This is a genomic window from Streptomyces sp. NBC_00209 (genome assembly GCF_045206345.1).
Taxonomy (GTDB): domain Bacteria; phylum Actinomycetota; class Actinomycetes; order Streptomycetales; family Streptomycetaceae; genus Streptomyces.
In genome coordinates, this window is sequence record NZ_CP108121.1 from 4,888,117 (window position 1) to 4,903,216 (window position 15,100).

A 15,100-nucleotide genomic window follows, 5' to 3' on the forward strand; every position below is an offset into this window, starting at 1 on the left:
CGGATTTCACTTTCCGGCTGGTCACAGGCTAAAGTTCTTCTTGTTCGCAGCGCGGAAGCGCAGGGAAAGACAGCGAACAGCGGGGCTATAGCTCAGTTGGTAGAGCGCTTGCATGGCATGCAAGAGGTCAGGAGTTCAATTCTCCTTAGCTCCACAATCGGAAATCCCGTCCCCCAGGGGGCGGGATTTCCGCATGCGCGGTCAACGGCCCTCGCCGCCCCGGCGGTGCTTCCGGAGCGCGGCGAGCAGCTCCCCGCTCTCCTCGTCGGCCGGGGTGTACGTGACGATCCGGCACTCGGGCAGCCCGTTGATGGTCAGCGACACCGAGGTCATCCGTATCTCACCGGCCATCGCCCAGTGCCGGAAGGTCTTCACGCGCCGCCCCGGCGGGACGACGTCCCCGCTGCGCCACAGCTTCGCGAAGTAGGGGCTGGCCTCCGACAGCGCCGCGATGAACGACTCCCACGCCGGCTCGCCCACATGGCGCCCGTAGCCGCTGCGCAGGGTGGCCGCCATCAGGGGCAGCTCCTGGGAGCGGTGCACGAGCGGACAGTCCTCCTCGGACGCCGTGAACAGCGACCACAGCGCGTTGCGGACCGTGGTGCCCCGCATGACGGGGATGCCGAAGAGGTCCCGGTAACCCGGATTGGTCGCCAGCACGTCGTAGCGCGCGTTGTAGACGACGGCGGGGAGCGGGTCGAGCGCGTCGATGATGCCCTGGATCTCCTCACCGACCTCGAAGGCGTCGGACTCCCTCCCCGGCAGGAAGGCGACGCCCGCCAGCTCGTACAGGTGCTCGCGCTCCGGTGGGTCCAGCCGCAGCGTCCTCGCCACCGCGTCCAGGACCTGCGGGGAGGCGTTGATCGGGCGGCCCTGCTCCAGCCAGGTGTACCAGGTCACACCGACGCCGGAGAGCTGGGCGACCTCCTCGCGCCGCAGACCGGGGGTGCGCCGTCGTAAGCCGGGGGCCATGCCCACGTCGGCCGGGGTCACCCGCGCCCGGCGGCCGCGCAGGAACGCGGCGAGCTCCGGCCGCCTGCCCGTCGCCGGTCCGCTCCGCCGGGTCTGCTGTTGCGCCGTCGCCGTCTGCCGTGTCGTCACCGTCACGCCCCCATGGTCGGTGCTGCGCCCGGCTGTTGCCAGGTGCTGCCAGTACCAGCATCAGCGGGCTCTCGTTACCCGTATGCGTCCGGCACCAGCCTGGAACCCATGACCGCGACATCCGAAACGACGGCCTCACGCTCCGTAACCAGTAGAACCCCCACCACTGACAAGACCCCCGCCCGGCTGCTCGCCGTCGTGCTGACGGCGCAGTTCATGGCCATGCTCGACATCTTCATCGTGAACGTCGCCGCCCCGACGATCCGTACCGAACTCGACGCTTCCGGAGCCCAGTTGCAGCTGGTGGTGGCCGGATACACCATCTCGTACGCCGTCCTCCTCGTCGCCGGCGCCCGGCTCGGCGGCGTGTTCGGCCACGGCCGCGCCCATCTGGCCGGACTTGCCGTCTTCACCATCGCCTCGCTCGCCTGCGGACTGGCCGCGGACTCGGGCCGGCTGATCGCCTTCCGGGTGATCCAGGGGGCGGGCGCGGCGGTGATGATCCCGCAGGTGCTCAGCCTGATCCAGCAGCACTTCACCGGGGCGGCGCGGGTGCGCGCGATCGGTGCCTACAGCGCCGTGCTGGCCACGGGGGCCGCGGCGGGCCAGGTCGTGGGCGGGGTACTGGTGAGCGTCGATCTCTTCGGGGCGGGCTGGCGGCCGGTCTTCCTGGTCAACGTGCCGATCGGGCTCGTCCTGCTGGCGCTCGGCGCGCGTGTGCTGCCGGGCGAACCGCGCACCGGGGAAGCCCGGCGGGAGGCGCGGGCGCGCGGCTTCGACCCGGTGGGCCTGGTCCTCCTCGCGGTGGCCGTCACGCTGCTGACCGTGCCGCTGGTGCTCGGCCAGGAACTGGGCTGGCCGGACTGGACGTGGGCCTGCCTGCTCGCCTGCGTGGCGGCCCTCGCCGGGTTCGTCGCGTACGAGACACGGCTCGCCGCGCGCGGGGGTGCGCCCCTGATCGCGCCCCGTGTGCTCCGGTTGCCCGGAATCGCCGTGGCGGCGGTGCGGATCATGCTGGTGATGGCGGCCAACGCGGGCTTCCTCTTCACGCTGACCCTGCACCTCCAGGGCGGCCTCGGGTACTCGGCGCTGCACGCCGGGCTGATGTGCGCGCCGACCGCGCTGGCCTTCGGCGCGGCCGGGCTGACCTGGCGGCGGTGGCCGGCGCGGCTCCAGAGGTACCTGGTGCCCGGAGGGTTCGCGGTGCTGGCCGCCGGTGTGACGGTGGCCGGTCTCGTACTGCGGGGCGGGGGCGGCGGGGGCGTCGCGCTGTACACGGGTTTCGTGCTGATCGGCGGGGGTATGGCTCTCGCGTTCAGCCCCAACCTCGCGGGCGCCTTGGCGGACGTACGGCCGCAGGACGCCGCCGACGCCAGCGGTGTGCTGGTGACCGTGACCCAGCTCGGGCAGGTCATCGGCGTCGCCGCCGTCGGCACCCTCTACCTCAACCGCCTCGGCGCACCGGGGCCGCAGGGGTCGGGGCACGCGCTGTGGGTCTGCGAGCTGGCCCTGGCCGCGGTGGCGTGCGCGGGGGCCGTGGCGGGGCTCGTACGACGGCGGCGGCGGGCGGGAACGGCGGTCGGCTGACCCCCTTGCGGGGCCATGGCAGAATCGGACCGCCGGAGGGGGCGACGGACCGAACGGGAGGGTGTGCGCGATGCCTGGGAGCCGCCACGAGGTCCCGCGGTCGCCTTTCGTCCGTTGGGGCCTGAGCTGATCCATGGGTGCTCACAGGCGGAAGTGCGACTGGTGCGGCAGCGGTACGCCCATCGTCAGGGACATGGACCCGGTCAACGCCGACTATCAGTACTGGTGCGAGGAATGCGCACGCGCGCTGATCATAAAAGGCGACCCCATCGAGACCTACCGGGAGCTCGAAGGGGAGCCGATCTACGGCCGGCTCCTTGAGGAGCACTGCACCCTCAAGCGCTTCTACTCCTTCGCCACGGCCTGACCGCTTCCCCTCCTCCGGCGGAGGGAAACCGGACGGACCGGAATCGATTTGGTGGACGGCCCGGGGGACCGGTACTGTTCTCGATGTCGCCAGGGAGACCGGGCGGCACGACGCGGGGCTATAGCTCAGTTGGTAGAGCGCTTGCATGGCATGCAAGAGGTCAGGAGTTCAATTCTCCTTAGCTCCACAGTGAAGAAGGAACGGCGGGCCATCCCAATCGGATGGCCCGCCGTTCTGCGTGCGAGAGTCGGTCAGCGGCTATGGCCCGGAGGGGGACCGGCTCGGTGCGGTACCCTGACGCCATGCGTGCCGTAGCCCTTCTGCTTAGCGAGCCGCGCTGATCAGTCCCGACCGGTGAGAACGCCTGGTCGGCATCAGCGCGGCGTCCCCTCCTGTGCGAGGGGATTTTTCGTTTCCAAGGACGTGTGTCCGTAGACGTGGATGCCGGCAGATGACGATCGATGGAGCTTTGAGGATCATGAGCGAGACGAATACCGCAGCGGACGCCGCTGCGCCGCACCGCTACACGGCAGCGATGGCCGCCGACATCGAGGCACGCTGGCAGGACTTCTGGGACGCCGAGGGAACGTACGAGGCGCCCAACCCGACCGGTGACCTGGCGGGCGACCCGGAGCTGGCCGCCCGGCCCAAGAAGTTCATCATGGACATGTTCCCGTACCCCTCGGGCGCCGGGCTGCACGTGGGCCACCCGCTGGGCTACATCGCCACCGACGTCTTCGCCCGCCACCAGCGGATGACCGGGCACAACGTCCTGCACACCCTGGGCTTCGACGCCTTCGGCCTGCCCGCCGAGCAGTACGCCGTGCAGACCGGCACGCACCCGCGGGTCTCCACCGAGGCCAACATCGAGAACATGACGGCGCAGCTGCGCCGGCTGGGCCTGGGCCACGACAAGCGCCGCTCGTTCGCCACGATCGAGTCCGAGTACTACAAGTGGACCCAGTGGATCTTCCTGCAGATCTTCAACTCCTGGTACGACACCGAGGCGGACCGCGCCCGGCCCATCGCCGAGCTGGTCGCCCAGTTCGAGGGCGGCGAGCGCGCCACCCCCGACGGCCGTGACTGGTCCGCGCTGAGCGCCGCCGAACGTGCCGACCTCCTGGGCGAGTACCGGCTGGCCTACGCGTCCGACGCACCGGTCAACTGGTCGCCCGGCCTGGGCACCGTCCTGGCCAACGAGGAGGTCACCGCCGACGGCCGCTCCGAGCGCGGGAACTTCCCCGTCTTCAAGGCGAAGCTGCGCCAGTGGAACATGCGCATCACCGCCTACGCGGACCGGCTGCTGAACGACCTGGACGGGCTGGACTGGCCCGAGGCGATCAAGCTGCAGCAGCGCAACTGGATCGGCCGCTCCGAGGGCGCGCGGGTCGACTTCCCGGTCGACGGCGCGGGCAGCGTCACCGTCTTCACCACCCGCCAGGACACCCTGTTCGGCGCCACCTACATGGTGCTGGCGCCGGAGCACGAGCTGGTCGAGCGGATCATCCCCGCCGCCTGGCCCGAGGGCACCCACCCGGTCTGGACGGGTGGCCACGCCTCCCCGGCCGAGGCGGTCACCGCGTACCGCAAGCAGGCCGCCTCCAAGTCGGACGTCGAGCGACAGGCCGAGGCCAAGGACAAGACCGGTGTCTTCACCGGTGCGTACGCCACCAACCCCGTCAGCGGCGAGCAGATCCCCGTCTTCATCGCCGACTACGTCCTGATGGGCTACGGCACCGGCGCGATCATGGCCGTACCGGCGCACGACGCGCGCGACTTCGCGTTCGCGCGCGCCTTCGAGCTGCCGATGCGCTGCGTGGTCGAGCCGTCGGACGACCGCGGCACCGACGCCTCGACGTGGGAGGACGCCTTCGCCTCGTACGACGCGAAGCTGGTCAACTCCGCCAACGACGAGATCTCGCTGAACGGTCTGGGCGTCGCCGACGCCAAGGCCCGCATCACCGAGTGGCTGAAGGAGCACGGCGTCGGCGAGGGCACCGTCAACTTCCGGCTGCGCGACTGGCTGTTCAGCCGCCAGCGTTACTGGGGCGAGCCCTTCCCGATCGTGTACGACGAGGAGGGCATCGCCCACCCGCTGCCCGAGTCGATGCTGCCGCTGGAACTGCCCGAGGTGGACGACTACTCGCCGCGCACCTTCGACCCCGACGACGCCGAGACCCAGCCCGAGACCCCGCTGTCGCGCAACGCCGAGTGGGTCGACGTCACGCTGGACCTGGGCGACGGGTCCGGTCCGCGGAAGTACCGCCGCGAGACCAACACCATGCCCAACTGGGCCGGTTCCTGCTGGTACGAGCTGCGCTACCTGGACCCGAACAACTCCGAGAAGCTGGTCGACCCGGCGATCGAGGAGTACTGGATGGGCCCGCGCGAGGGGCAGCCGACCGGCGGCGTCGACCTGTACGTGGGCGGTGCCGAGCATGCCGTGCTGCACCTGCTGTACGCGCGCTTCTGGTCCAAGGTGCTGCACGACCTGGGCCACGTCTCCTCCGCCGAGCCGTTCCACAAGCTGTACAACCAGGGCATGATCCAGGCGTTCGTCTACCGGGACAGCCGCGGCATCGCGGTCCCGGCGGCCGAGGTCGAGGAGCGCGACGGGGCGTTCTACTACCAGGGCGAGAAGGTCTCCCGCGTCCTGGGCAAGATGGGCAAGTCCCTGAAGAACGCCGTCACGCCCGACGACGTCTGTGCCGAGTTCGGCGCGGACACACTGCGCCTGTACGAGATGGCCATGGGCCCCCTGGACGTGTCGCGGCCCTGGGACACGCGTGCGGTCGTCGGCCAGTACCGGCTGCTGCAGCGGCTGTGGCGCAACATCGTCGACGAGGAGACCGGCGAGGTCACCGTGGTCGACTCCGAGCCCGGCGAGGACACGCTGCGCGCGCTGCACAAGGCCATTGACGGCGTCGGCGGCGACATGGCGGGCATGCGCTTCAACACGGCGATCGCCAAGGTCACCGAGCTGAACAACCACCTGACCAAGGCGGGCGGCCCGCTGCCCCGCCCGGTCGCCGAGGCCCTGGTGCTGCTGGTGGCGCCGCTGGCCCCGCACATCGCCGAGGAGCTGTGGCACCGGCTGGGCCACCCGGAGTCGGTCGTGCACCAGGACTTCCCGGTGGCCGACCCGGCGTACGTCGTGGACGAGACCGTGACCTGCGTGGTGCAGGTGAAGGGCAAGGTCAAGGCCCGTCTGGAGATCTCCCCGTCGATCACCGACGAGGAGCTGGAGGCCCTGGCCCTGGCCGACCCGGCCGTCGTCGCCGCGCTGGGCGGCGCGGGCATCCGCAAGGTGATCGTCCGCGCGCCGAAGCTGGTGAACATCGTTCCCGCCTAGTCACCGGCGCGGATGGGGGCTTTCCCCTACGGGCAGGTTGGGGGTTCCGGAGGAACCCCCAACCTGCCCGTTCCGTTTACGGTGGAGAGGACCGGTGTACGTGTACCGGAGACCGTCACACCATCCGAGGGGCGCTCATGGAAGCCGTGATCCTGATTCTGGGGCTGCTCGTCGTCGCCTTCATGGCCCTGGGCGTCTATGCGACGGTCAAGGTGGTCGGGGCGGCCAGGCGCGGCGTGGACCGCACGATCTCGCAGGCGCGCCGCACCGTCGAGGACACCACCCTTCGGGCCAAGAGCTACGGCCAGCTGGGCGTCGGCGGTGAGCTGGCACAGTTGCGCCTCTCGCTGCGCACGTCGATGCGCGCCACTCAGGACGCCCTGCGGGCGGGCGTGGCCGAGGACGCGTCGCTGTCGGAGTCCCTGGGACTCTTCGACCGGCTCAGCGTGCACGGACTCGAACTGGACGCTGAGCTGAAGGCGCTGGAGCGCGAGCCCGACAAGGCGACGGTGTCCTCGCGGCTGCCCGGGCTGAAGCAGCGCACCGCGGAGATCACCCGGTCCGCCGATTCGCTGCGCTGGGCCGCCCGGGACCGGGCCGGCAAGTTCGCCGACGACGAGCTGTCGGCGCTGAACGCGCAGATCGACGTGGAGGCCGGGGCCCTGCGGCACTGGACCACGGCGGATCCGGCGCCGGGTCCGGCGCCGGAGTGGGACGGTGGGGCGGAGGCGCCGACCGGAGACCAGCGGCCGGCCTCCGATGCGCCGGACGAGGACCGCCGGAAGCCGCCCGAGGCCATCACCGCCCGGGATCCCCGGCGGAGCACCACCTACCCGTGGCAGAAGGCGGCCCGGCCCGAGACCACCAACTGAGCGGTGACCGGCGGGCCGACCGGGAGGCGCCGGGGGAGGGAGGCGCGACCACCGGTGACCGAGGGTGGCAGGATGCGATGCGAAGCGACCGCGACTGATCACTCGCGCGGGGTCGGACTGCCTACCCCGGGCGCCTGCGGGTAACCTCCGGGGCATGTCCCGCCATGTCGCGATCATCACCGATTCAACGGCCTACCTGCCGCCCGACGCGATGCGGCGGCACGGCATCACGGCGGTGCCGCTGACCGTGGTGCTGGGCGATCAGGCCCTGGAGGAGGGCACCGAGATCTCGGCCCGTTCGCTGGCCCTGGCCCTCCAGAAACGCCGTTCCGTGACGACGTCCCGGCCCAGCCCCGCAGTCTTCGCCGCCACCTACCGGGCCGTCGCGGAGGCCGGTGCGAGCGGCATCGTCTCCCTCCATCTGTCGTCGGAGTTCTCCGGTACGTACGACGCGGCGGTGCTCGCGGCGAAGGACGCCCCGGTGCCGGTGCGCGTGGTCGACACGGGCATGGTCGCGATGGCCCTCGGCTTCTGCGCCCTGTCCGCGGCCGAGACGGCCGAGGCGGGCGGCGGCCTGGACGAGGCGGTGGCGGCGGCCGAGAAGCGTGCGTCGGGCACCGCCGCGTATTTCTACGTCGACACCCTGGACTACCTGCGCCGGGGCGGCCGGATCGGCGCCGCGCAGGCCCTGCTGGGCTCGGCTCTCGCGGTCAAGCCCCTGCTCCAGCTAGACGGCGGCCGGATCGAGCTGCTGGAGAAGGTGCGGACGGCCTCGAAGGCCATCGCCCGGCTGGAGGAGATCGTCGCCGAGCGCGCGGGCAGCGGGCCTGTGGACATCGCGGTTCACCACCTCGCGGCGTCCGAGCGCGCGGAGCGGCTGGCCGAGCGGCTGCGGGAACGCGTGCCCGGCCTGGCGGACCTGCACGTCAGCGAGGTCGGCGCGGTGATCGGCGCGCACACCGGGCCGGGGTTGCTGGGCGCGGTGGTCTCGCCGCGCTGAGGCACCCGCCGGCCGGTGCGAACGCCACTCTCCGGAGTGGCCGAGTTATACACATGGGGCCCGTTGTCCACGGAAATCGCCTGTGCTCAGCGGGATGTGGCGGGACTGCCTAGCGTCCTGATCCATGGCTTCCCGATCACATCGTGCAACCAGCGGTCCCGGCGGACCGGGTGCAGGCCCCGGCCGCGCCCCGGACTCCGAAGGGCGCCTGCGACGAGCGGCGCGCCCCGGACCGGGCCGCCGACGCCGGACGACGGTCCGCGCGGAGGCGGCCGCGGCGGCGCGCAGCAGGGCCGACGCGCTGATGGCGGGCGGGTCCGGGGGACGCGTTGCGCGGTGGGGTGCCGGGGCAGCGGTGCCTGTTGCGGCTCCGCCTGTTGAGGAGCCCCGGGCTGCGGACGGTGGTGGGGAGGCGCCTGCGGGTGCGGTGGGCGCGGCGCCCGTGGGGCGGTGGGCGGCGGCCGTGTTCGCGGTGCGGGAGCGGCTGCCGATGTGGGTGCAGCTCCGATGCGGCCTGGAGCCGAAGACCCTTGCCGCGCTCGCCGTGGTCCTGGTCGCGGCCGCCGTGTTCGCCGGGATGCACTTCTGGTCCGCCCGGCCGGAGGGCGTCCGGGCCCCGGACATGGTGGCTGAGGCGGTGCACGCGCCTGCGCCGGACGAGGACCCGGAGCCGGGGGGCGGCCGGCCCGAGCCGTCTCCGGGTCCCGCTGCCGGTCCGGGCGGGCAGATCGTGGTGGACGTCAGCGGGAAGGTGCGGGACCCGGGGCTGCGCCGGCTGCCGTCCGGATCGCGGGTGGACGACGCGCTGACGGCGGCGGGCGGGGCGCGGCCCGGGACGGACCTGGCGGGGCTCAACCGGGCCCGGGTGCTGATGGACGGCGAGCAGATCGTGGTGGGCGCCCCGCAGGCCCCGGCCCCGGGTCCCGGCGTGGGCGGTCCCGCCGCCGAGGGGGGCGGGCCGGTGAGCCTGAACTCCGCGACGGCGGAGCAGTTGGAGACGCTGCCGGGCGTCGGCCCCGTCCTGGCCCAGCACATCGTGGACTACCGCACGCGGCACGGGGGCTTCCGGTCCGTGGACGAACTCCGCGAGGTCAACGGGATCGGCGACCGCCGGTTCGCGGATCTGCAGCCCCGGGTGCGGCCGTGAGCGCGCGGGACGCGGGGGACGCCCTCAGGGCGTCGGGGCTGCACGCGGCGTCTGACGTTCACGCGGCGTCAGGCAAGCGGTTGGGGCTCTCCGACCCCCGGCAGGAGGGCCCGGCCGACCTCCGGCTGCTCGCCCCGGCAGCGGCGGCCTGGGCGGGCGCCGGACTCGCGGTGGGCGCTCCGGGGCGCTGGGCGGCGATGGGGGTGGTGCTTTGTCTGGGGACGGCGATGGTGTTGCTCGCGGTGGGGCTGCGGCGGTGCCGTGCGGGGGGCGGGGGTGGCGCCCGGCCGAGGGGCGAGGTCGGTGGCGCCGGGGCGCGGGGGGTGGGCGGCGAGGGTGGTGACGTCAGGGCGAGGGGTGTCGGTGGCGAGGGTGGTGATGATGGTGCGCGGGGCGAGGTCGGTGGCGCCGGGGCGCGGGGTGTGGCCGACGCCGCCACCGTGTCCGGCGCCGGGCGTGTGCGGTGGCGGTTGCGGGCGACCGCTGTCGCGGCGGTGCTGCTCTGTGCGGCGGCCGGGGCGGCGTCCGCCGCTCTGCACGGTGCCGATGCGCGCCGCGGCCCCGTGCCCGGACTGGCCCAGCAGTACGCGCGCGTCCAGGCGGACATCACCCTCACCTCCGATGCCCGGCGCACGTTCCCCCGGGTGCGGGGCGACCACAGCACGCCCGTCTCCCTGCTCCTCGACGCGGAGGTCACCCGGCTGACGCGGGCCGACGGCACGGCCGTACGGCTGCGGACACCGGTCCTGGTCATCGTCCCGCCGGGCGGGGCGGCGGCGGCCTGGCAGCGGCTGCTGCCCTCCACCCGCCTGCGGATCGCCGGGCGGCTGGCGCCCCCGCTGCACAAGGGCGAACGGGTCGCCGCCGTGCTGCGGCCCGACGGTAAGGCGCCGCCCAGGGTGACCGGGCCGCCCAGCCTCCTCCAGCGCACGGCGGGCCGGCTGCGCGCCGGGCTGCGCGAGGCCACCGACGGACTGGGCCCCGACGCTCGGGCGTTGCTGCCCGGCCTGGTCGTAGGCGACACGTCACGGGTCACGCCCGAACTGCACGACGCGTTCCGGGCGACCGACCTCACGCACTTGATGGCCGTATCAGGATCGAATCTGGGCATTCTGCTCGTTCTGCTCATCGGACCGCCCGGCCGGGCACTGCGCGTCGAACGCGGGGGACTGGCGCCCAGGCTCGGGATGTCCCTGCGGATGACCGCACTGCTCGGCGGCGGGCTCACGCTCGCCTTCGTCCTGGTCTGCCGGCCCGAACCGAGCGTGCTGCGGGCCGCCGCGTGCGGGTTGATCACGCTCCTCGCCATCGGCACGGGGCGGCGCCGGACGCTGATCCCCGCGCTGTGCGCCGCCGTGCTGCTGCTGGTGCTCTACGACCCGTGGCTGGCGCGCAGTTACGGCTTCGTGCTGTCGGTGCTGGCCACCGGAGCCCTGCTGACCCTCGCCCCGCGCTGGGCCGACGCACTGCGCCGGCGCCGGGTGCCGCCGCGGCTGGCGGAGGCGCTGGCCGCCGCGGCCGCCGCGCAAGCGGTGTGCTCGCCCGTGGTGGTGCTGCTCGCCTCCCGGGTGAGCCTGGTGGCGGTCCCGTGCAATCTGCTGGCGGAGTTCGCCGTGGCTCCGGCCACGGTCCTCGGGTTCGCCGCGCTGGCCGTGGCGCCGGTGGCGATGCCGGCGGCCGGGCTGCTCGCCAGGGTGGCGGGGTGGCCGGCCGGGTGGATCGCCTCGGTGGCCAGGACCGGAGCGGCGTTCCCGGGTGCGGAGACCGACTGGCCCGGCGGCCTGTCAGGGGCCGCGCTGCTGGCCGCCGTGGTGCTGGTCCTGGTACCGGCCGCGCGCTGGGCCGGGCGGCGGCCCTGGGTCTGCTCGGCCGCCGCGCTGCTGCTGGTTCTCGCGGTGCTCCGGCCGGCGCCACTGACGAGGGTGCTGACCGGATGGCCGCCGCCCGGCTGGGCGTTCGCCATGTGCGACGTCGGACAGGGCGACGCCCTGGTCCTCGCCGCCGGGCCGGGCTCGGGCGTGGTCGTGGACGCCGGCCCCGATCCCCGGCTCGCCGACCGGTGTCTGCGCGAACTGGGCATCGCCCGGGTCCCGTTGCTCCTGCTCACCCACTTCTTCTTGGGGCAGTTCAGATCTGTCTCATGAGGTGTCGCTCGGACTGATGAACGTGTTCCTGGAGCCCTCCAGCCCGCTGCTATCTCTCGTCTCCCGCGTTGTCTCAGAGGGGGATGAAGATGCTGTTGTTCTCGGTGGACTCGAAGGTAGTGAAGAACCATCTGGAGAGTCCGGTGCTGTCCGGTGAGGAAGCGGCCGGGTTGTTGGTAGACCGGTCGATCGCGGACGGCACCCCGATCTACCTCGACGAAGAGACGATGATGCCGGTCGAGCCGCTGTGCTCGTGGGGCCGGAACATGTCCTACGCCGATCTGGCCCGGTCCACGCTGAAGGACTATGGCCGAATCATGGCCCGGTTCGCCGGGCACCAGGAGGGCCGCGGCCGCGACGTCCTGACGGCCACCGAGTCGGATCTGGTGGCGTTCAAGAAGATCCGGACCCAGTTGCAGGAACGGCCCATCGGCTCGTCGGCCTGGGGCAAGGAGTCCGGGCTGCTGGACCAGTTCTTCGGGTTCGCCGTCGATGAGGGACATCTGCCGCGGCGGCCGGTGAGGGTGGCGGCCCGCGGCCGCAATCCACTCGCGCCCCGGGTTCGGCGGGGGATGGACATCCGGCACCTCACGCTCGATCAGTACCGCTACTTCCGCGACGTCGGTCTGGGCGGTCAGCGGCCGGACTCCCGGATCGACCGGACGTTCCGGGGCTGGGCCCCGCACCGCAACCGCGCGGGCTCCGACATGGCCCTGGGGTCGGGCGCACGCTGGCAGGAGTGGGCGACGGTGCTGCTGCCCGAGCTCGGTATCGGTGCCAACACGCCGGGCCGGGCTGCCGAGTTCACGGTTCAAGCCTGCGCGAAATACGGCAAGGCCCGCACCCTCTACGTCCCCGAGGACGCGGTCGCCTCGGTCGATACTTACGTGCTACTCGAACGACCGGAGCTGACGACAGCCGCCGCCCTGGGCCTGGGCCGGCGTCACCGGGACCTGTTCGTCGTCTCGCGCATCGACCGCGAGTCCGGCCGCGTCCGCGGAGTCCTGGACGGAGTCCTGCGGGAGTTCGACATGCAGGCGATGCCCGCCGACCTGCGGCGGATCACCGTCCACGAGGGCGAATTCGGGCTGGAGGCGCTCACCGTGTTCGTCTGCCGCAGCGGGCTGATGCCCGGCGCTGACTCGTGGAAGCGATACCGGCACGCGGCCTGGCGGCGGATGCAGGAACGGGCGGATGCCACCACACCGCGGCTGCCGGCGAAGAGGTGGCGCTGGCACGACCTTCGCCACACCCACGCTCTTCAGCTGCTGTCATATCTGGAGCGGCTGATGGACGGCGAGGAGCTGGACCACACGGCCCGCCGCCGTCGCCACGACCGCTACCTGTCCGGGCACATCCGTCACAACCCACTGTTGATCGTCAGCCGCAGACTCGGACACGCGAGCCCGGAAACCACCTACGCCTACCTTGAGTACACCGACGACCTGGTGAACGAGTTCGAGGAAGCGTTCTGCGGCTGGATCGGTGACGCGGACGAGGAAGCGACCTACGCGCAGATCGCCGCGCACGTCTTCGGCATGGAGTCCGGCGATCGGGGTGGTCGGTGATGGCCCGGCGCCACGACTACGGCGCCTCGGCCGTCGGTGAGTACAGCGAACGTGCTCAGGAATGTCCTCAGCCGGCGGCACGGATCGGGGTCCGCTCCGTTACCTGCACGAAGTCGGCGGGGAATGGCCGGGACCAGGTGATCGAGATCAATCCGGGAGGCTTCCGGTCTTCGCGGCTGGCGGCTCAACTCGCGGACGAGTGGGTCGAATACGTGGAGTCCACCGGGATCACCGCAGGCCCCGCTGGCGCCTACCGGCGGGCCATCGACCGCTTTTGCACCATGGTCGACGCCGAGCTGGAGGACACCGGGACCGAGGAGTCGGTGGACCTGGCCGACCCGCGGACGGCCCGGCTGGTCGTTAAGTGGGAGCGAGGGCTGACGGCGACGTATTCGGCCGGCTCGACCTGGCCGGCCTACCTGGCGACGTCGCTACGGACGCTGTTGATCCGGCGGGATGATCATCCCGAGCGGCTTATGGACCCGGCTCTGGCCCGCATGGCCCGCGGGCCGCTGCTGGTCGCCTGGGGCGAGAAGGCCGAGCACGACGAGTTCTCCCGCAAGGACAAGCAGGCACTCGTCCGCGCGAGCTGGACGGCGGTCAACGAGTTGGAGAGGCGGCTGGCCGAGGGATGGCGGCTGGCCGGAGGCGGACAGCATCCCGGCAGGGGCAGCTGGTTGCACCTGCCTGATCTGCTCTGGGGCCTGGCCCACGGCGAGGTCACCCCGACGGACATCAGGTCGCGCCTGCCTTCGGCGTCCTGCTGGCCGGACGACCTGCGGAAGCTGGTGATGAGGCCGGACGGCCAGGTCACCGAGAACGCCGCGAGGCAGAAACTCGTACGCCAGCTGGTCGCCCACCTTTATCCGACCACTCTGGACCTGCACGCTTTCCGGATTCTGCTGATGGACGCGACCGGTCATACCTCCGAGGAGGTGACCGGCTTCGGAGCCAAGGACGTCGAGTTCTTCCCGAAGGGGGTCCGGCTGACCCTGGTGAAGAGGCGAGCCGGCCGGGTTCGGCACCGGGCCTTCCGGGACGGCAGCCTGATCGAACAGCCCGAGGCAGGGCCGGTCGGCCACGAGATCACGGACCGGCCCCGCCGGGAGGCCAGCGTGATCGTCCGGCGCCTGCTGAACGTCACCGCGAAGGTCCGCGAACAGCTGCCGGAGGTCGACGACACGCTGTTCGTGAGGGCGGTGATGCTGCCCGACGAGTCACTCGTCTTCGACCGCTGGAACTTCGCCGTTCCCATCTCGTCTTTCACCGCCTGGCTCAAGAGCAGGAACATCACCGTCTCCGGCACTCCGCACATCGCCCGGCTGCGGAAATCGACCAAGGTCGAAAAGGCGATTGTGGCCCGCGGGCGCCTCAGCGTCGCCGCCGACGACCACCTGGAGGAGACGTTCGCAGGGCACTATGCCCAGGGCACCACCTTGAGGGTCATTTCCGGAGAGGTCATCACCGCAGCTCAGGACCACTGGTTCCGGCAGGCCGTCGACGGACCCACGGTGATCGCCGCCGAGGCGGCGGGCGCCGCGGACCGCGTCGGGTTGCAGGCCCTTGGCCTGCAACCCGACGAAGCCGAGGGCATCATCAGCGGCCAGCTCGACATGGGCCTGTCGCACTGCCGCGATCCGCGGCAGTCACCGTTCAGCCCGCCCGGCGAGCTCTGCGCGGTCGCCCCGTTGCGCTGTCTGGAATGCCGAAACGCCTGGATTCTCCCCGGCAACCTGCCCCAGCTCCTGCTCTTCAAGGAGCACTTGGAGCGGTCGAAGCGGCGGCTTCCGCCCGCCGTCTTCACCGCCCAGTGGGGCCAGAGCTGGACGAACCTGCTGGCCGTCCTCGCCGAGCGGACACCCGGGGAACTGGACCTGGCCCGTCGGCACATCGAGGAGGGACGCGAGGCCCTCCACCTTCCTCTCGCCGCACACACGGAGTTCGAGCAGTGATCCTCAACCA

Annotated in this window: 10 protein-coding genes and 2 tRNA genes; 11 read left to right on the forward strand and 1 reads right to left on the reverse strand. The window is 72.0% G+C overall.

From position 1 onward, the window contains the following. Positions 1-81: 81 nt before the first annotated feature. Positions 82-154 (forward strand) — tRNA-Ala (locus tag OG867_RS22205). Between the two features lie 47 nt (positions 155-201). Here OG867_RS22205 and OG867_RS22210 read toward each other — a convergent pair. Next, complete coding sequence (locus tag OG867_RS22210) at positions 202-993, reverse strand: helix-turn-helix transcriptional regulator (RefSeq protein ID WP_406291114.1); 792 nt, start codon at positions 991-993, stop codon at positions 202-204. 216 nt (positions 994-1,209) lie between these two features. Between OG867_RS22210 and OG867_RS22215 the strand changes: the two genes are divergently transcribed. From OG867_RS22215 to OG867_RS22260, 10 genes are all read left to right on the forward strand, one after another. Further along, positions 1,210-2,688 (forward strand): MFS transporter, encoded by a 1,479-nt coding sequence (locus OG867_RS22215; protein ID WP_406287819.1) that lies wholly within the window; start codon positions 1,210-1,212, stop codon positions 2,686-2,688. Between the two features lie 133 nt (positions 2,689-2,821). Beyond that, positions 2,822-3,055 (forward strand): hypothetical protein, encoded by a 234-nt coding sequence (locus OG867_RS22220; RefSeq protein ID WP_018103228.1) that lies wholly within the window; start codon positions 2,822-2,824, stop codon positions 3,053-3,055. Positions 3,056-3,169: 114 nt separating this feature from the next. Continuing rightward, a tRNA-Ala gene (locus OG867_RS22225) sits at positions 3,170-3,242 on the forward strand. A 291-nt stretch (positions 3,243-3,533) separates the two neighbouring features. Further along, positions 3,534-6,407: a leucine--tRNA ligase gene (gene leuS / locus OG867_RS22230; RefSeq protein ID WP_406287821.1), complete on the forward strand. Its 2,874-nt coding sequence runs from the start codon at positions 3,534-3,536 to the stop codon at positions 6,405-6,407. Between the two features lie 137 nt (positions 6,408-6,544). Next, positions 6,545-7,279 carry a hypothetical protein gene (locus tag OG867_RS22235; RefSeq protein ID WP_406287823.1) on the forward strand — a complete coding sequence of 245 codons (735 nt, stop codon included), beginning with the start codon at positions 6,545-6,547 and terminating at the stop codon, positions 7,277-7,279. Positions 7,280-7,433: 154 nt separating this feature from the next. Beyond that, on the forward strand, positions 7,434-8,279 hold the full coding sequence (locus OG867_RS22240; RefSeq protein ID WP_328900135.1) for a DegV family protein: 846 nt from the start codon (positions 7,434-7,436) through the stop codon (positions 8,277-8,279). 490 nt (positions 8,280-8,769) lie between these two features. Beyond that, positions 8,770-9,426 (forward strand): helix-hairpin-helix domain-containing protein, encoded by a 657-nt coding sequence (locus OG867_RS22245; protein ID WP_406291116.1) that lies wholly within the window; start codon positions 8,770-8,772, stop codon positions 9,424-9,426. Beyond that, complete coding sequence (locus tag OG867_RS22250; protein ID WP_406287826.1) at positions 9,423-11,570, forward strand: ComEC/Rec2 family competence protein; 2,148 nt, start codon at positions 9,423-9,425, stop codon at positions 11,568-11,570. Before OG867_RS22245 ends, OG867_RS22250 begins: the two co-directional genes overlap by 4 nt. 89 nt (positions 11,571-11,659) lie before the next feature. Beyond that, a complete protein-coding gene (locus OG867_RS22255; protein WP_405436321.1) occupies positions 11,660-13,138 on the forward strand; it encodes a hypothetical protein in 1,479 nt (492 codons plus the stop codon). Positions 13,139-13,275: 137 nt separating this feature from the next. After that, entirely contained in the window at positions 13,276-15,090 is a 1,815-nt protein-coding gene (locus OG867_RS22260) for a hypothetical protein (RefSeq protein ID WP_405436320.1), read from the forward strand. The last annotated feature ends 10 nt before the right edge of the window (positions 15,091-15,100 follow it).